The organism is Paraburkholderia domus, assembly GCF_905220705.1.
Lineage (GTDB): Bacteria > Pseudomonadota > Gammaproteobacteria > Burkholderiales > Burkholderiaceae > Paraburkholderia > Paraburkholderia domus.
In genome coordinates this window covers 472470-491232 of sequence record NZ_CAJNAT010000001.1, presented here as the reverse complement: position 1 = coordinate 491232, position 18763 = coordinate 472470, and the positions used below count along the sequence as shown (strand labels likewise).

12 protein-coding genes are annotated in these 18763 nt (G+C 62.1%); 7 read left to right on the top strand and 5 right to left on the bottom strand.

All coding sequences use genetic code 11. From position 1 onward, the window contains the following. Nucleotide 1 precedes the first annotated feature (1 nt). Together KHO31_RS02065 and KHO31_RS02060 are read left to right on the top strand one after the other, a co-directional pair. Complete coding sequence (locus KHO31_RS02065) at nucleotides 2-811, top strand: hypothetical protein (RefSeq protein WP_211622612.1); 810 nt, start codon at nucleotides 2-4, stop codon at nucleotides 809-811. A 24-nt stretch (nucleotides 812-835) separates the two neighbouring features. Further along, the gene (locus tag KHO31_RS02060; RefSeq protein ID WP_201069697.1) at nucleotides 836-1324 is read left to right on the top strand and encodes a metallophosphoesterase family protein; all 489 of its coding nucleotides are present in this window, start codon (nucleotides 836-838) and stop codon (nucleotides 1322-1324) included. A 134-nt stretch (nucleotides 1325-1458) separates the two neighbouring features. Here the strand turns inward: KHO31_RS02060 and proP are convergent, their stop codons facing one another. From proP to argA, 3 genes are all read right to left on the bottom strand, one after another. Then, nucleotides 1459-2961, bottom strand: a complete 1503-nt coding sequence (proP, locus tag KHO31_RS02055) for a glycine betaine/L-proline transporter ProP (protein WP_236060660.1) — start codon at nucleotides 2959-2961, stop codon at nucleotides 1459-1461. A 758-nt stretch (nucleotides 2962-3719) separates the two neighbouring features. Continuing rightward, entirely contained in the window at nucleotides 3720-3995 is a 276-nt protein-coding gene (locus KHO31_RS02050) for an oxidative damage protection protein (RefSeq protein WP_074282891.1), read from the bottom strand. A gap of 146 nt (nucleotides 3996-4141) precedes the next feature. Beyond that, on the bottom strand, nucleotides 4142-5530 hold the full coding sequence (gene argA / locus KHO31_RS02045; RefSeq protein WP_201084546.1) for an amino-acid N-acetyltransferase: 1389 nt from the start codon (nucleotides 5528-5530) through the stop codon (nucleotides 4142-4144). A 23-nt stretch (nucleotides 5531-5553) separates the two neighbouring features. Between argA and hrpA the strand changes: the two genes are divergently transcribed. Next, nucleotides 5554-9759, top strand: coding sequence for an ATP-dependent RNA helicase HrpA (hrpA, locus tag KHO31_RS02040; RefSeq protein ID WP_211622610.1), 4206 nt, complete (start codon nucleotides 5554-5556; stop codon nucleotides 9757-9759). A 234-nt stretch (nucleotides 9760-9993) separates the two neighbouring features. On the opposite strand, the gene KHO31_RS02035 is transcribed toward hrpA, so the two are convergent. Then, complete coding sequence (locus KHO31_RS02035) at nucleotides 9994-13011, bottom strand: YadA-like family protein (RefSeq protein ID WP_211622608.1); 3018 nt, start codon at nucleotides 13009-13011, stop codon at nucleotides 9994-9996. A gap of 606 nt (nucleotides 13012-13617) precedes the next feature. On the opposite strand from KHO31_RS02035, the gene KHO31_RS02030 reads away from it, so the two are divergent. From KHO31_RS02030 to KHO31_RS02015, 4 genes are all read left to right on the top strand, one after another. Continuing rightward, the gene (locus tag KHO31_RS02030) at nucleotides 13618-14637 is read left to right on the top strand and encodes a YVTN family beta-propeller repeat protein (RefSeq protein ID WP_201069691.1); all 1020 of its coding nucleotides are present in this window, start codon (nucleotides 13618-13620) and stop codon (nucleotides 14635-14637) included. Between the two features lie 46 nt (nucleotides 14638-14683). Then, entirely contained in the window at nucleotides 14684-15682 is a 999-nt protein-coding gene (locus KHO31_RS02025; RefSeq protein WP_211622606.1) for a sterol desaturase family protein, read from the top strand. A gap of 195 nt (nucleotides 15683-15877) precedes the next feature. After that, nucleotides 15878-16708, top strand: coding sequence for an EI24 domain-containing protein (locus KHO31_RS02020; RefSeq protein ID WP_201084542.1), 831 nt, complete (start codon nucleotides 15878-15880; stop codon nucleotides 16706-16708). 30 nt (nucleotides 16709-16738) lie between these two features. Then, nucleotides 16739-17569 carry a competence/damage-inducible protein A gene (locus tag KHO31_RS02015; RefSeq protein ID WP_201069688.1) on the top strand — a complete coding sequence of 277 codons (831 nt, stop codon included), beginning with the start codon at nucleotides 16739-16741 and terminating at the stop codon, nucleotides 17567-17569. Nucleotides 17570-17886: 317 nt separating this feature from the next. Here the strand turns inward: KHO31_RS02015 and KHO31_RS02010 are convergent, their stop codons facing one another. Beyond that, entirely contained in the window at nucleotides 17887-18351 is a 465-nt protein-coding gene (locus KHO31_RS02010) for a rhodanese-like domain-containing protein (RefSeq protein ID WP_201069687.1), read from the bottom strand. Nucleotides 18352-18763: the final 412 nt, after the last annotated feature.

The following is an 18763-nucleotide window of genomic DNA, read 5'->3' as shown; positions in this document are numbered from 1 at the left end:
CATGTTGCTTGCGCTCAAGCTCGCGCTGGTGCCCGCGTTCCTTGCCGCGCTGACCGTGGCGGGGCGTGTGTGGGGGCCGTCAGTGGCGGGATGGCTGGCGGGGCTGCCCGTAGTGGCCGGGCCGATCGTGTTGCTGCTCGCCCTGGAGCGTGGGCCGGCGTTCGCGGCGCAGGCGTCGGCGGCATCGATCGCGGCGATTGCCGCATCCGAGGCGTTCAATTTTACGTATGCGTGGACGTGCCGGCGTTCAGCATGGCCGCTTGCGCTCATGGCCGGCATGCTCGGGTGGGGCGGCATTGCGATGCTGCTCACGCATCTACCGGGTGGATTGATCTGGGCAGTGGCTGCGGGCTGTGTCGCTGTCGCCATTTCTCAAAGCGGCTTGCCGCGCGTCACGGGCCACGTGCCGGCGGCGCGCCTCGGACTCGGCGACCTCGCGCTGCGCATGCTCGCCGGCGCGCTGCTGACGGTTGCGGTGACGACACTGTCCGCGTCGATGGGTGCGACGTGGAGCGGGCTGCTGTCCGTATTTCCTTTGCTCGGCATCGTGCTCGCGGTGTCGGCGCAGCGCGCGCATGGCGCGGACTTCGTCGCGTTGTTGATGCGCGGCATGGTGATTGGCCGCGGCTCGTTTGCGGCGTTCTTCGCCGTGGCCGCGACAATGTTGCCGCATTACGGCGTGTGGCTGAGCTTTGCGTGTGCTGCGGCGGTGTCGATGGTGGTGCAGGGAGCGACCAGGCGGTTGCTCCGCGCGAAGCGGACAGTGCGGGTGGTGACGCGGGAACTTGCAGAACAGCAGTCGGCAGACTGAGACCGTTTGGCCGATACTCGCGTCATGACTTCGCACACCCAACGCTCCCCAGCTACCCGAATCGGCCTGATCTCCGACACGCACAACCTCGTGCGTCCTGAAGCCCTGCAGTACCTCGCAGGGTGCGATGCGATCATCCATGCGGGCGATATCTGCAATCAGGCGGTGCTCGATGCACTCGCGCAGATCGCGCCGGTCACCGCGGTGCGCGGCAATAACGATATCGACGAGCCGGTCGCGTCGCTGCCGACGCGTGTGAAACTGACCGTGCAACAGGTGATGATCCTCGTCGTGCATGACATCGCCGATCTGGGCGACGATCCGCGTAGCGCAGGCATCGACGTGGTCGTGACAGGGCATTCGCACAAGCCCGCGATCAGCGAGCGGGACGGGGTGCTGTTCGTCAATCCAGGCAGCGCCGGACCCAGGCGTTTCAAGTTGCCGATCTCCGCCGGCATGCTAATCGTTGAAGGTGCGCACGCCACGGCGGCGTTCGATTCGCTACTGACGTAAAAAAACGGGCCGGCAGATTTTTGCCGGCCCGTTTTCGGACACGCTGGTGTTCCTGGTTGCGGCTCACTGCCGCCGCATGCTAGCGCGGGTGATACTCGCAGAACTTCGGCGGCGAGCTAGCGCGCAACCCAGGATCAGGCACGCGCCGTCGCCGTGGCAGCGTAACGTTCATCGATCTCCGCTGCCTCACGCTCGCCGCGCAACACCGCATGCGCTTCCGCGCGCGTTGCAACGCAGGGACCCGAACCGAGCAGCGGCTTGCGGGCCGTTTCACGCAGCGCGAACACCGACACGATACCGATCAGCGATGCGCCCATCAGGTAGTACGCGGGCATCATCAGATTGCCGGTGCTCTCGACCAGCCATGCCGTCACGAGCGGCGTCGTACCACCGAACAGCGATACCGAAATGTTGAAACCGATCGCCAGTGCGCCGTAGCGGATCTTCGTCGGGAACAGCGCCGGCAGCGCCGACGGCATCACGCCGGTAAAGCACGACAGCAGCACGCCGAGAATCATCAGCCCGCCGAACACCGGCAGGACCGTGCCCATGCGAATCAGCAGCAACGCAGGAATCGACAGCACGAACAGACCTACGCAACCGAACAGCATCACCGGCTTGCGGCCGATCGTGTCGGACAGGCGGCCGGCTGCCAGCGTCATCGGCATCATCAGCACCATCACGAGCAGCACGAGGAAGAGACCGTGCGTTTCGTTGAAGTGCAGCGTGGCCGACAGATAGCTCGGCAGATACGAGAGCGCCATGTAGTCGGTGACGTTGAAGATCAGCACGAGGCCGACGCACAGCAGAAGCGGCTTCCATTGCTGCATCAGCAACTCGCGGAAAGATTGCTTCGGGAGCGCTTTGTCTTCGGCTTCGCGTTGCTCGGCCTGCTTCTTGAACGCCGGCGTTTCTTCGAGCTTCATCCGGATGTACAGGCCGACAAGACCCAGCGGGCCCGCGATCAGGAACGGCACACGCCAGCCCCACGAGAGCAGCGCGTCGTTCGACAGGGTCGCCGTCAGGATCGCGACCGTACCCGCGCCAAGCACATAGCCGATCAGCGTGCCGAATTCGAGGAAGCTGCCCATGAAGCCGCGGCGCTTGTCGGTCGAGAATTCGGCGATGAAGGTGGCGGCGCCGCCGTATTCGCCACCCGTTGAGAAGCCTTGCACCAGGCGCGCGACCAGCAGCAACACCGGCGCGAAAATGCCGATCGTCGCGTAACTCGGAATCACGCCGATCGCGAAGGTGCCAATTGCCATCATGATCATCGTCATGGCCAGCACCCGCTGACGGCCGATGCGGTCGCCCAGCGGCCCGAACACCATGCCGCCGACCGGCCGCACGAGGAACGCCGCGGCAAATGTGCCGAAGGTGGCGATCAACTGGGCGGCGGGACTGGCCGACGGGAAGAACACTTTGCCGAGCGTGACAGCGATGTAGCTGTACACGCCGAAATCGAACCATTCCATCGCGTTGCCGAGCGCCATGGCGCCGACGGCCCGCTTGAGGAGGGATTTGTCGACGACGGTGATGTCGTCGAGTGAGAGGCGTTGTTCTTCTTTGTGATGTCGCCAGAAGCCGTTGCTGGAAGCGGTCAAGGTGAAAACTCCAATGACTGCGACGAAACTCATGAAAACGCGCATGAATGTTCCGCCACGGGTGCTGGGGAAGTGCAGTTTCGCGAGCAGAGCGATAGCGTCTCTCTCGCCCAAAGGCGATAAGAAGTGGGCGTGAAAAAGAAAATAAAACGCCCGTGCCTCGCGAACGATTCGCGAAAAAACACTCGTCTAGATTGTGCTGACTGTTGCATCTGCGTGGCCGTGGAAGGGGGGCAGATGCATGAGGACGCTGGGTGGCTGAAAGCTGGCCCATGCGCCGCTGGAAGGCTTGAAACGAAAAAGGCCGGTGCTTTATTCGCCGCTGATGGTTGGCATCAAACGGGGAAACGACCGACAAGCCTTCTTGTATAAAAACTATTCAATCCCGCCCTTGGTACGCACTGCATGCCAAGTTTGAACTGAACGTGACGCGGGGTGAAATGCTGGTGAATTGCTGTTGGAACGGTGCACATGATAGCACGATGACGGATGATCGTGCAAACCCGAGGTCCGGCCGGCAGCCCGGAGGGAGCGCTCAATCCCTTGCGTGGCGGGGGATTCGGCCGATTGCGGCGGTATGGAAAAGAGGCTTAAAAGTGGCTGGAAATGGTCCGGTTAGTGAATTTTGCCAATGCTCGAAAGTGGCGAAAGGCGAGGAAAAATGCGAAGCGAAAGACGAGGCGAAAGACGAGGCGAAAGACGAGGCCAGACAGGCGAAAAAAATCCGCGCTCGCGGCGCGGATTTTTCGTCAGGCTAGTCGCCAATCCTGGCTCGTAGCGCAGGAAAGTGCTTACTCAGCTGCCGGCGGCACGTAGCCCTGCGCCGTATCCGCGCCTTCGCCGAAGAAGAACTTTTCGGTCTGCTTCATCAGATACTGGCGTGCGCGCGGATCGGCCATGTTCAGGCGATTTTCGTTGATCAGCATGGTTTGCTGCTTCAACCAGGCCTGCCACGCTTCTTTCGAGATGCCTTCGTAGATCCGCTTGCCGAGTTCGCCCGGCAGCGGCGGGAAATCGAGGCCTTCGGCTTCCTTGCCGAGCTTCGCGCATTGAACCATACGAGTCATGCTGTGCTTCTCCTTTGTCGACCGGAGTTAGTGCTTCAGCACTTACTCCGGTCCCATAAAAAATGTTTACTGTAGTTAGTGCTTCAGCACTTACTCCGGTCCCATAAAAAATAGTTACGGCGGGCAGTCGCTTTATATGGGGACGCTTAGAGCTGTTTCATCAGCACGAGCGACTTGCGCTGCCAGTTATAGAGTCGGCGGCGATCTTCAGGCAGGTCGTCTACCGTGACCTTGACGAAGCCGCGCTTGAGGAACCAGTGTTCGGTGCGGGTGGTGAGCACGAAAATCCGCGTGAGGCCGCGTGCCCGTGCGCGTTGTTCGATGCGCTTGAGCAGGCGCTCGCCGTCGCCGGTGCCTTGTGCTTCAGGCGCGACCGTCAGGCACGCCATTTCGCCGATGCGCTCCTGCGGGTACGGGTACAGCGCTGCACAGCCGAACAGCACGCCATCGTGCTCGATCACCGAGAAATGGTCGATGTCGCGTTCGATCTGGTGGCGGCCTCGCCGCACCAGCGTGCCGTCGGATTCGAGCGGCTCGATCAGCGAGAGAATGCCGCCGACGTCGTCCGGCGTGGCTTCGCGCAGGCTTTCGAGGTTCTCGTACGAGATCATCGTGCCCACGCCATCGTGCAGGAACAGTTCGAGCAGCAGGCTGCCGTCGAGCGCGTAGGGGATGATGTGCGCCCGCGCCACGCCGCCGCGGCAGGCGCGGATCGAATGTTTCAGATAGAAGCCCGCGTCGCCGGTGACTTCGCCGCTTTCATGCAGCTTGTAGGCGTCGTCGAGCGACAGTTCGCGGACCAGCTCTGGACCTTCTTCGCCGGTTTCCATCAGGCCGGGCGTTTCGGTCAGGAACACGATCTTGTCGGCGCGCAGGGCGATGGCCGCCGCCGAGGCGACGTCTTCCATCGACAGATTGAACGCCTCGCCGGTGGGCGAGAAGCCGAGCGGTGACAACAGCACCAGCTTGCGGCTCGCGAGCGAATGGCGGATCGAATCCGCGTCGATCTTGCGCACCACACCGGTGTGGGCGAAATCGACGCCGTCCAGAATGCCGACCGGGCGCGCCGTCACGAAGTTGCCGGACACCACGCTAATGTGCGCGTGCGCCATCGGCGTGTTCGGCAAACCCTGGCTGATCGCCGCCTCGATATCCAGCCGCACTTCGCCGGCCGCTTCTTTCGCAGACTCCAAGGCGCGTGCATCCGTAATGCGCATGCCGTGCGAAAACTCGGATTCCACGCCGTGCAGGCTCATCTGCTCTTCGACCTGCGGCCGGGAGCCGTGCACCAGAACGATCTGGATGCCCATGGCCTGCAGCAGCGCGATATCAGACACGAGCGCATTCAGGAGCCCCTGATGCACCACCTCGCCGCCGAAACCGACGACGAACGTCTTGTTACGGAACGCATGGATGTAAGGAGCGACTGAACGCATCCAGTCGACGAATTGCGCGTGCTGAGCGAGATCTTCCGTCGCTCCGGCGGGGGCCGGAGCGCTCGCGGGCGCGGGGACGAGGTCGGTTTGGGAATTCATGCCGGGGATTATAATGCGCCCCCATGTCGAATGTACCCAAAAGTCCCGCTACGGCGAACGAGAATGTGGCGCCGGCCGCCGATCAGGTGAAGCCCGGCGACGCTGCGCGCCGCGATGCGCAGGACGCTAACCGCAACACGCCGCCAGCAACGCGTGAATCCCGCCGCGCTGCGGATGACGCGCGCGTGTCTGCGCAGAAAAAAAATCCGTCAGAGGACGCGCGCAACGACCGTCGCGAACCACGGCCGCCGCGCGTTCAACGCGTCGTCGAACCGAACCCGATTCCGCCGATTACTTTCCCGGAAGCGCTGCCGGTGTCCGGCCGTCGCGAAGAGATCGCGCGCGCCATCGCAGAGAATCAGGTCGTGATCGTGTGCGGCGAGACCGGCTCGGGTAAGACGACGCAGTTGCCGAAAATCTGCCTCGAACTCGGTCGCGGTCTCGGCGCGGGCGGCAAGGGTCTGATCGGTCACACGCAGCCCCGCCGGATCGCGGCCTCGGCGACGGGCCGCCGCATTGCCGAAGAACTCGGCACGCCGTTCGGCGAAGTGGTCGGCTACAAGGTGCGTTTTACCGACAATCTGTCGCCGGGCGCGTCGGTCAAACTCATGACCGACGGTATTCTGCTCGCCGAAACGCAGACCGATCCGCTGCTCAAAGCGTATGACACGCTGATCATCGACGAAGCGCATGAGCGCAGCCTGAACATCGATTTTCTGCTGGGCTATCTGAAAGAAATTCTCGTCAAGCGGCCCGATCTGAAGCTGATCGTGACCTCGGCGACGATCGACGCGGATCGCTTCGCGCGCCATTTCGGCAGCGACGACAAGCCCGCGCCAGTGATCGAAGTGAGCGGACGCTTGTATCCGGTCGAGGTGCGCTATCGGCCGGTCGTGGAGGACAGCCCGGCGGTAAAGGCGGCAGAAGGTTCGTCCGCATCGTCTTCGCGTGACAGGCCGAAGACCCAGCGCGAAACCGACCGCGATCTGATGGAAGCCATCGTCGACGCGGTCGACGAACTGTGTCGTGAAGGTCCCGGCGATGTATTGGTCTTCCTGCCCGGCGAGCGCGAGATTCGCGATGCCGCTGAGGCACTGCGCAAGCACCATCCGCCGCATACGGAAATTCTGCCGCTGTTCGCCCGTCTGTCCGCGGCCGAACAGGAACGCGTGTTTCGCACCTCGAACGCGCGCCGCATCGTGCTCGCGACTAACGTCGCCGAAACCTCGCTCACCGTGCCAGGGATTCGCTACGTGGTCGATACGGGCCTCGCGCGGGTGAAGCGCTACTCGTATCGCAACAAGGTCGAGCAACTGCAGGTCGAGTCGATTTCGCAGGCCGCCGCGAATCAGCGGGCAGGGCGCTGCGGGCGCGTTGCCGATGGCGTGTGTATCCGCCTCTACGAGGAAAGCGACTACCAGGTCCGCGTGCGCTTCACCGATCCGGAGATTTTGCGTTCGTCGCTGGCGTCAGTGATTCTGCGCATGAAGTCGCTGCATCTCACCGAGATCGAAACCTTCCCGTTCATCGAGCCGCCGCCAGGCCGCGCGATTGCCGACGGCTATCAACTGCTCAACGAACTGGGCGCCGTCGACGACGACAACCAGCTCACACCGCTCGGCCGCGAACTCGCGCGCTTGCCGCTGGACCCGCGCGTCGGCCGGATGATTCTCGCCGCGCGCGATCAGCAGGCGTTGAAGGAGGTGCTGATCATCGCCAGCGCATTGTCGGTGCAGGATCCGCGTGACCGGCCGATTGAAGCGCAGGAGCAAGCGGACCAGGCGCATCGCCGGTTCGCCGATGAGCGCTCCGAGTTCCTGCAATGGCTGAAGATCTGGAACTGGTTCGAAGAAGCGATCGCGCACAAGAAGTCGAATCGGCAATTGCAGGACGAGTGCCGCAAGAACTTCCTGTCGCAATTGCGCCTGCGTGAATGGCGCGACGTGCATTCGCAACTGTTGACAGTGGTGCGCGAGCACGGCTGGCGTCTGAACGAAGCCGAGGCGACTTTCGAGCAGATCCACCTCGCGTTGCTGACCGGCCTGCTCGGCAACATCGGCCTGAAAGCCGACGACGAACCGTATTTCCTCGGCGCGCGCAGCATCAAGTTCTACCTCTGGCCGGGCTCGGCGCTGGTGAAGAAGGCCGGGAAGTGGGTGATGGCCGCGGAACTGGTCGAGACGAGTCGTCTGTACGCACGCTGTATCGCGAAGATCGAGCCGGAATGGATTGAGAAGATCGGCGAGCATCTGCTGAAGAAGTCTTTGTCCGAGCCGCATTGGGAAAAGCGCGCGGCGCAGGTCTCGGCATTCGAGCGCGCGGTGCTGTACGGCCTGCCGATTTATCACCGGCGGCGCGTGAGCTTCGGCAAACAGGACCCCGCGCGGGCGCGCGAGTTGTTCATTCGCGGCGCGCTGGTGGAGGGCGAGTTCGATACGAAGCTTGCGTTCTTCGCGCACAACCGGAAGCTGCTCGCCGATATCGAGCAACTCGAGCACAAGTCGCGCAGACAGGACGTGCTGGTCGACGATGAACTGATTTTCGGCTTTTACGATCAGGCGTTACCGCAAGGGATTTACACGGGCGCGTCGTTCGAGCGCTGGTATCGCGACGAGGTAAAGAAGAGCGGTCAGCCGGAAGACAAACTGCGTTTGCTGTATCTGTCGCGTGACGATCTGATGCGGCACGAAGCCGCGGGCGTCACGACCGACCTGTTCCCGAAGCGGATGACGATGGCGGGCGTCGAGATGGCGCTCACGTATCACTTCGAGCCCGGTTCGCCGCGCGACGGTGTGACGCTCGCGGTGCCGCTCTATGCGCTGAATCAGGTCGATGCGCGGCGTTGCGAATGGCTTGTGCCCGGCATGCTGAAAGAAAAGACGCAGCTTCTGCTGAAGTCGTTACCGCAGAAGTTGCGGCGCCATTGTGTGCCGCTGCCTGAGTTCGCGGCGGGTTTCGTCGAACGGCATGGTGGTCCGCGCTTTGGCGCGGGCGGTTTGCTCGAGTCGCTGATCGCCGATGTGCGCGAGCAGACCCAGGTCGCGATGAAGCAATCGGACTTCAAGCTCGAGACGCTGACGCCGCACTTGTTCATGAACTTCAAGGTCATCGACGAGCATGGGCGGCAGCTCGCGATGGGTCGCAACCTGTCGCAATTGCGCGCTGAACTCGGCGGGCAAGCGCAGCAGCATTTTCAGAAGATTGCATCGGGTGCGGCTGGGGCGGCATTGGCCGATGCGGGCGGCGGCATCGGTGTGGCCGCTGGCGCGCAGACGAGCGGAACAGCCGGCGCGGCAAGCAGTGCGGCGTCGCGAGGCAAGGGCGCCGCTGCGTCCGGACCGCTTGCCGCGTCGCAAGACGGACCGCAAGGCACTGCGCTGTACGAAAAGCTGACGACGTGGAATTTCGGCAAGCTCCCCGAGTTGCTGGAAATTCGGCGCGGCGGCCAGACATTGTTCGGCTATCCCGCCTTGGTGGATCGTGGCACACATTGTGATGTCGAAGTCTTCGATTCACCGGACGAGGCTGCGCGCATCCATCGCGCGGGGTTGCGGCGACTGTTCGCGTTGCAACTGAAAGAGCCGATCAAGTATCTGGAAAAGAATCTGCCGGGGTTGCGCGAAATGGCGATGCAGTTCATGCCGCGCGGCACTCAGGAAGAACTGCGCGATCAACTGATCGACACTGCGCTCGACCGCGCCTGCCTGCAAGACCCGCTGCCGGCCGATGATGTCAGTTTCCATACGCGCCGCGACGAAGGGCGCAGCCGGTTGACTCTGTTGGCTCAGGAAATCGCCCGGCTGGTAGGGCAGATTCTCAGCGAATACGCGACAGTAACGAAAAAGCTCGTGCAGGCGAAGGCGTTCACGGCGGCGCATGCGGACATGCAGAATCAGCTCGATCAGCTGATCGGCAAGCGCTTCGTGGTGGATACGCCGTATGCGCAGTTGGCGCACTTCCCGCGCTATCTGAAGGGCATTGCGCTGCGCATCGACAAGCTGAAGGCGGACTCTGCACGCGATGCGCGGCAGTTCGCCGAATTCCAGCCGCTGTTGCAGAACTATCAGCGCGCGCTTGCGCAACGCGGCGGCGTGCTGGACCCGCGCTTGTCGGAATTCCGCTGGCTGCTGGAAGAGTTGCGCATTTCGCTGTTCGCGCAGGAGTTGCGCACGCCGATGCCGGTATCGGTGAAGCGTCTGCACAAGGTGTGGGAATCGATGCAGCGCTGAGCCATGGGTGGGTGGCGAGCCGCAGGTGGGCCCTCCACTCGTCTCGTGTTGGACAATGCGGTTCTACACATTGCGTCGGGCAAAAAAACGCGCGACGCTACTCCTTTTGAGAATGACGTCGCGCGCAAAGGGCGCGAGCTCTTCCGGGCCCGCGCTCGCTCGCTGCTTGTACAGCAACGCTATTGGCCCGACGTGACTGGCTCGGATCGAGCCGGTCACGCTTCTTGCCGAGTTTTACCAGTGCATGCCTGCGCCGACCGACGCGCCGAACTGACCGCGCGAGTCGGTCGTACCTTGCACCTTGTAGACCCACTTACCGGTTTCCGACAGTTGCGACACGCCGATGGCCATTGCGGACTGGCCGCCATACGTGCCGCCTGCGATCGCCACCATGCCGTGACCTGGCAAGACAGCTTGCGGCAAGCCTGCTGCTGCAAGCGCCGATGCTGTGCCACCGTACGAATCGCGGCGGGCCGAGCGGATCTGGTCGTCGGTGTAGCTGTTAGCCTGGCCGACTGCCCCGCTCACAGATTGCTGCAACTGATTGACGTTGACGGCATCTGTGCCTTGCACACCGGCTGCGACGTTGGTGATCTGGCGCTCCTGGCCCGCTGCGCCGACCGATACCGTGTTCGCACGATCCGCGACCGAGCCTTGACCCAATGCCACCGAGTTGTCGGCGCTGGCGTTTGCTGCGGCGCCGAGCGCTGTGGCGTTGTTGCCGCTCGCGATCGAATTCGCACCTATAGCGACAGCGTTAGTGCCAGTGGCCTGAGCATTTGCGCCCGAAGCAACCGAATGCGTACCGGTTGCCACCGCGCCTTCGGTGCCGCTATCGCCGTCGGCGCTGAAGAACGGATTGGCCGTGTTGACGCTGATGTTGCTGACCGCACCGTTGATTGCCGCGTTCAACTGGCCGAGGTTGACGGCGTCAGATGCATCTACACCCTCGGCGACGTTGTGGATGACCGTGCCGCCGCTCGCTGCATCGCCGCCCAGCGTCACGCTGTTCTTGTTGACGCTGCCGTCGGGGTTCGTGTCGTACATGACTGCGCCGTCGAGTTTGGCGGCGGTGGCGGCGCCCTGGTCGCTGACGGCTTTCAGTTGGGCGACGTTGACTGCGTCGGTGTCGGCGGTACCGGCTGCGACGTTGGTGATCTGTCGTTCTGCACCGGCTGAACCGACCGAAACGGTGTTGGCGCGATCGGCGACGGAGCCGTTGCCGAGTGCAACCGAGTTGGACGCAATGGCGTTCGCCTGGTAGCCGAGGGCGGTCGAGTTGTCGCCCTGTGCCGTTGCCAGGGTTCCGACGGCGGTGCTGAAATCGCCTTGTGCCCACGAACTCGTACCAGCTGCAAAAGATGCGTTGCCTGAGGCGCCGGCGTAACTGCCAATCGCGACGGCGTGGTCGCCGCTTGCGACTGCGTCGTCGCTACCGTTGTTGGCGCCGTTTGCCTTGAAATAGTGCGAAGTGCTCGCAGTGGCGGCTTGCAATTGGCTCAGATTGACAGCGTCGGTCGCTTCGGTGCCGGCCGCCACATTGGTGATCTGGCGTTCGCTGCCCGCTGAGCCGACCGAGACGCTATTTGTGCGGTCGGCGACGGAGCCTTGACCTAGCGCGACTGAGCCGTCGGCGCTGGCCTCACTCAGATTACCGAGCGCGACGCTGCCGTTTCCGCTTGCCGTGGAATTCATGCCGAGCGAGGTAGCGAGCGGGCCGACGGCTTGTGCGCCAGCACCTACTGCGGTGGCGCCAATGGCGCCGGCAACGGACTTATCGCCCACTGCCGTCGAAACCTGGTCCGTCGCCGTTGCCAACGTGCCGACCGCGGTGCTGTTCGAGCCTTGCGCCCAGGCGCCCGTTCCGGCTGCGAATGAGAAATCACCCGTCGCGAACGAACCGCTGCCGATCGCGACGGAGTGGTCACCCCTCGCAACTGCGTCGTCCCCGCTGCCGGGAATGCCGGTTGCCTTGAAATAACGCGAAGCGCCGGCCGTGGCAGCGTTCAATTGGCTGACGTTGACGGCGTCGGTCGCCTCGACACCGGATTTGACATTGGTGATCTGGCGTTCATTGCCGGCGGAGCCGACGGATACGGTGCCCGCGCGGTCTGCCAGCGAATTTTGGCCGAGCGCAACGGATCCGTCAGTTTTGGCCTGAGCACCACTGCCGAGTGCGACGGAGTTCTCGCCGCTCGCTTGAGCGTTGTAGCCGAGTGCTGAGGCGCCGGTGCCGGTGGCGTGGGCGTCGTCTGGCGTCAACGTGCTGTCGTTGGTGCGAACGTATTTCACGCCGCTGCCGTTCTTCTGAATGTAGGCGTCGCTGGTGTCGCCGGCGATCGCATAGAGTTGCGCGCCGTTGATCGCGTCGGTGCTGGTGGCCGATACCGCACCTTGATGCACATTGCTGATCGTGGTGCCGCCGGTTGCACCACCGTCCGTCGAAGCCGGGCCGCCGAGCGTGACGCTGCTCTTGTCGGCGGGCGTTGCGTCGTACTGGACGCTATTGGCGGTGGCTGTGGCGATCTTGCTGTCGACGGCCTTGAGCTGGCTGACGTTGACGGCGTCGGTATCGGCTGCGCCCGCTGCGACATTGGTCAGGCGCCGCTCGTTGCCGGCCGAGCCGACCGACACTTCGCCATGGGCCGTAAGGCCGCCGATGGCCGAATCGTCGGCGCCGAAATTTTCACCCGGTGAGCTCAGGTCGGCAGTCGTGGTGGACTTTGCGCCTAACGCAACGCTATTGACCGCAGTCGCTGCTGCTGCCGAACCTATGGCGACGCTGTCGGTAGCGGCTTTTGCAACGGATGCATTGGCACCCAACGCGACACTGTTGGCTGCCGCTGCTTTACCCTGCAACCCGACCGCCACCGAGTTGGCTCCAGTCGCTGCGGTGTTGGTGCCGAGCGCAATGGTCTCGCTGTTCAGTGCGCGGGCGGAATTGCCAATCGCTATCGAATCGAGGGCGGCGGCTGTGGCTGTGGGGCCGGCCGCGATGGCGTTCATGCCGTCGACCGCGAGGGCGTCGTCTGAACCATCGGCGAGTCCGCTTACGCTGAAATAATGATCGGCCGACGCCGTATCCGCATATGCCGCCGAAACGCTCCCCACTAACGCTGCCCCTGCCAGCACGACTTGCGCCATCGCCAGCTTTCGGGATGCGCCCCGCTTGGTCTTCGAGCGCGCCACTTCCGAGGTGGCAGTCCACGTGCCCGTTGCTTCACACCAAACTGATTTGTAAATCTTGTTCATACTTTATGAAACTCCGCGGAATTACGAGTGTGGACGGCACGTGAAAGCAGGCTGATTCGGAAAAGGCGTCATCGCCCTTATATGTCGCGCACAAATAGAACATGTCGACCGCGGTATTTGCGTCGTCCGTTTTCCGTGTCTTGCTGAATTTTTCGCGCGTCCGAATCATCTGCGTCACGCCCTTAAATCCACAGGATTAAATGCTTGGGCGATGATCGGCGGGATTGTCAGACTTGGTGGGGAGACGGCGGAATAAGCTAATTCCTAAATGGTTGAAAATAAATAACCAGTTGTAATTAAATTTGAATAAGTGTTATTTGATTGTTGAAAATAAAGAATAGTCTTGCTTTGTCTTATGTAATGGCTTGAGATCTGAGAATGTAATAATCTATTGTTTTCGGAGGTTATTTGATTTGATGCGGATGGGCAGCCGACTTTCTTACGTAAATCCGACGGCGTCTCATCAAGACGGTGGAAAGTGCTGACAGAGTCGTGTCTTGCCTCCTGTCGCACCCTTGCTTCCCGCAGCGTCAAACCGGTATCTAAGTCAACCGTGCTTCTCGGCAAACGTTCTACAATGTCGGCTGTTCTCCGAAGTGAGTTTTCATGCGTAAATTTTTTCTTCGCGGCTGGACTGCCACGTTCGCCGCAAGCGGGGCGCTGATCGCCGCCGCAGGCTTTTTTTCTCCCGCAGCCCACGCCAACAACGTGATCGTGCTCAATTCCGGCGAAGCCACGCTGAGCCTGATCGACGAGACCACCCGGCAGGTCGTCGGCACGGTGCCGACGGGCAAGGAACCGCATCACCTGATGGCCACACCGGACAATTCGTCGCTGATCGTGGCCAACTCGGTGTCGAACAACCTGATGTTCGTCGATCCGAAGTCGGGCCAGGTGCAGCGCTGGATCGAGAACATCGAGGATCCGTACCAGATTGGTTTTTCGCCCGACCGCAAGTGGCTTGTCACCACCGGGCTGCGCTTGGACCGCCTCGACATCTATCATTACGACGGCCAGAAGAACCAGATGACGCTGGCCTCGCGTTTGCCGCTAGCGGTAATGCCGAGCCACATGGCGTTCACCAATGACAGCAAGACGGTTTTCGTCACGCTGCAGGTCTCGGGCGAACTGGCCGCGATCGATCTGGCCACGCAAACCGTCAAGTGGAAGATGAAGGTCGGCAAGGTGCCGGCCGGCCTGTGGATGACGCCGGGCGAGAAGTACCTGTTGATCGGCATGACCGGCGCGGACTACGTCGCGGTGGTCGACTGGCGCAACCAGAAAATCGTCAAGACGATCCAGACCGGCAAGGGCGCGCACAACTTCCGCTCGCTGGCTGACGGCAAGCATGTGGCGGTGTCGAACCGCGTCGCGAGCACGATCAGCATCATCGACGAAGACACGCTCACCAATGTCGGCGACATCACCGGTTTGATGCCGGGGCCGGACGACATGGAACTTTCCGCGGACAAACGCTATCTGTGGGTGACGTTCCGCTTCGCGAAGCATGTCGGCATCATCGACCTGAGCACGCGCAAGCTGATCCAGACGATAGCCGTCGGCCGTTCGCCGCACGGTATCTATTTCTTCAATCGCGCGCCGGTCACGGCGCCGAACGGCGCGTGATGCTGCAACAAGCGAACCGTCAGGAATGAAGTAACAGGCCAGCACCATGTTCCATCTGATTTTTTCTTCTCTCGACAGCTTCGTCTCGGCCGTGCAGACGCTGCTGTACGTCGACGTGGTGCAGCCTTTGCTGTTCCGCTTCGATCTGATGGACTATGACGAAGATACCTACGACAGCCTGTATTGGGTGATCGTGGGCGTCTTCGAGGTGCTGGCAATGTACGCGATCTTGCGCCCGCTCGAGGCGCTCCGCCCGGCGGAGCAGTGGGAAAACCGCAAGGCAGTGCGTGTCGACGTGATTTACACGTGGATCGCCAAGCTGGGCATCCTCAACCTGTTCTTCTTCTTCGCGTTGCAGCCGTTCTTTGACAACGTGCAGGCATGGCTGCGACTGCACAACATTTCGAATATCGATTTCGACAACCTATGGCCAGGCGTCACCACGCAGCCGCTCGTCACGTTCGTGATGTATCTGCTCGTGCTCGATTTTGCGGGTTACTTGTACCACCGCTGGGAACATCGGATCGGCGTGTGGTGGGAATTGCACGCCGTGCACCACAGCCAGCAACAGATGTCGCTGTGGTCCGACGACCGTAACCATCTGCTCGACGATCTGCTGCAGGCGTCATTCTTCGCGGTGATCGCGCTGGTGATCGGCGTGCCGCCGTCGCAATTCGTCGTGCTGGTCGCAATCACGAACCTCGCGCAGAGCGTGCAGCACGCGAACATCCGTCTGTACTTCGGCTGGCTCGGCGAGCGACTGATTGTCAGCCCGACTTTTCATCGCAGGCACCATGCGATGGGCTATGGGCATGAAGGCCTGAACTACGGTTGCAATTTCGGCGTGCTGTTCCCGTGGTGGGACATGCTGTTTCGCAGCGTGTCCTGGAACCAGGAGATGGAGCCGACCGGCATCCAGGACCAACTCGAAGGCCGGCGCTACGGCGACGGTTTCTGGGCGCAGCACTGGCTCGCCTTCGTGCGCATCGCTGACCGGCTTTCGCCGAAGCGTCGTACCGAGGGTAGCGACACCGCTCCGGTTTGAGCTTTCATTCTCTTACGCCGCCGGTTTGCCCGGCGGCGCGTCACGTGGTTTATCCTGTCCACGTTTGCGCGCACGTTCCTGGTTCGTTTTCTGTTCGGCATTGCGGTCCGTATCCTGATCCGTTCGCCGCACATTTTGCCGGTTTGTCGCGTCGCGTCCCTTATTCCATCGTTTCGTTCACCGGCACTGGCTCGCATGAATGATCTGTTGCGCTCGTTTGGGCGCGCGCTCGCAAGCGCGCTCCACCCGCGCATGCTCTGGCTGACCTTCCTGCCGTTTCTGGCGGCAACGGTCGGGTGGGGTGTGATCCTATGGTTTTCCTGGCAGACGCTGATTGGCGCGACCCGCACGTGGCTCGAAAGCTGGTCGTTCACGGTCACGCTTTACCATCTGTTCGACTGGCTCGGCTTTTCGGCGCTGCACGCGGCGATCGCGCCGTTCATTGTGATTGCGATGGCGATTCCGTTGATCGTCGTCACGGTGCTGCTGTTGATTGCCACGCTGTCAATGCCGGCGGTGATCCGCTTTCTGTCGGCACGGCAATTTTCCGGCCTTGAAATGCGCCGCGGCGGAACGTGGTACGGTAGCCTCGGTCAGGCGTTGTGGACCACGCTGGTCTGTCTCGTGCTGCTGATCGTCACGTTGCCGCTCTGGCTGGTACCGCCGTTCTTCGCGCTGATTCCACCGCTCCTGTGGGGCTGGCTGACGTATCGCATAATGAGTTACGACGCGCTCGCGCTGCACGCTACGCGTGACGAACGGCGCGCCTTGGTGAAGCGTTTCCGGTTGCCGCTGCTGTTGATCGGCATCGCGAGCGGACTGCTAGGATCGCTGCCGACGCTGTTGTGGGCGTCGTCGGTCTGGCTGATCGTGCTGTTCCCGGTGATCACCGCCGTAACAATCTGGATCTACGCGTTCATCCTCGTGTTCTCGGCGCTGTGGTTTGGCTACTACTGTTTGCGCGCGCTGCAACGCATGCGCGCGGAAGAGCACGGCCCGCGGCACGCGGCGCCGGTTCCATACTGATGAATTACTGACTAAGCGAAAGAGGCGGCAATGGCATTTGGCGTCATCATCATCGGCGACGAAATCCTGTCGGGCAGACGTATCGACAAGCACCTGCCGAAGGTCATCGAACTGCTGGGCGCACGCGGGCTGTCGCTCGGCTGGGCGGAGTACATCGGCGACGAGCCGGAGCGCATCACGGCAACGCTGCGACGCACGTTCGCGTCGGGCGACATTGTGTTTTCCACGGGCGGTATCGGCGCCACGCCGGACGATCACACTCGCCAGTGCGCGGCAGCCGCGCTCGGCGTGCCGCTCGAGTTGCATCCTGAAGCCGCGAAGCTGATTCAGGAGCGTATTCGCGATATGTATCCGGCGAACTCAGCTACGCCGCTCGATCTGGCGTCGCCGGAGAACCGGCATCGTCTGAATATGGGCACGTATCCGCAGGGCGCATCGATCATTCCCAACGGCTACAACAAGATTCCTGGCTTCTCGATCAAACAGCACTACTTCGTACCTGGCTTCCCGGTGATGGCGTGGCCGATGATCGAGTGGGTGCTGGACACGCAGTACGCGCATCTGCATCACGCAATGCCGCACGCGGAAAAGTCATTGCTGGTCTTCGAGCTGCCGGAGTCGCGCGTTACGCCGTTGATGGAAAAGATCGAACACGATTTTCCAGGCGTGCGGGTGTTCAGCCTGCCGAGCGTCGGCGACGCGGAGCGCGGCGGCGTGTATGCGCGGCATCACATCGATCTCGGTGTGAAGGGCGAACCGGAAGCGGTAGCGGCTGCATTCGTGAAGCTGCGCGAGGGGGTGCACCTGCTGGGCGGCGATATCGTCGAGCTGGAGGTGGCTGCGGCTAAACCGCGCGGTTGAACCGCTGTACACGTCAAGCATGGGGCGCCGCGCTCGCGCCTATCCCTAACTTAAGACTCAACGCATCATCGGGCTGTCACATGCAGCGCCGACGATGCGTCTAATCGTCCCGCCTAACCCGCGAGGGCATCCTCAAGTGTCTGCATGCATTGCTTTGCACGCGCGACCGGCGAAAGATCCTTCGCACCGTGCAGGCAACGGTATCTCCACGCAGTCGCCGCTGAAGCAGGCGAGCAGCGATCAAGCTTGCGCCGTTGAAAGCGGGCAGCAGTGATCGAGCAGCCGATCAAGCTGCTGATCAGGCAACCGCTCAGCAATCAGGCGCCGATCCACGGCAACCCGCGAAAGCACCAGCCCGACACCGTCTTCCGATGCCCTTGGCCGTCCTTATCGCCTTCGAAACCTTCCAGCAGGTCGTACGCCTTGGCGTATCCCGCCTGGGTGGCGGCGATCGCAGCGAGCTTCGAGCGCGCAGCGCTGCGGCACAAAAACAGCACCGGCGTATCGGGCGATGCTGCGTGGCTCAGTTGCTGAAGGAATTCCTGATTCGGCACGGCGCCCGGATAACGCGTCCACTCTACGTGCACGTATTGCCCGTCGCCGATAACCGGCCGGCCGACCCAATCGAGTTCGGCACGGGTGCGCACGTCGACGAGACGCGTGCGCGGATCGAGTTGCAGCAGTTCGAACGCTTCGGCAGGCGACACCGCGCCCGCATAGGGCAACTGGTTCTCGGTGCGGCGCTTGTCCGCCTGGGCGTACAACTGTTCGAGCGTGCTCATGAGCGTAAATCTCCTTCGGACCAAATAACCATTCTAGCGCGCGAGGTGCAGCACGCATGCGGTTCAGAGGAGACGTCTCGTCGGTGCGAAGCAAGAGGATGCGCGCTCAAAAGTGGTGCATATTCCCGTGGATGCACCAAAATGAAGATATCTTCCGTTGTTGATTTTGTAGATGCACTATTTCGGTGCTGGATGCGAAGCAAAGATTTTAGGGCTGCATGCTGTTCGGTGCGCCCATTCCCCGCAAACGCGCGCGCAGTGTGGTTTTGCGCCGGGTTGGCGCATACATGGCACAGAAGCTGCTTTATTGGTGCCGATCGATTTGTCCCAGCAGGCCTTTATGTTCACCCTCAACGATAGAGGGGTGGACGCGCCGGGATGGGTCAGCTAGATTGGGCGGCGGCTGAATCCG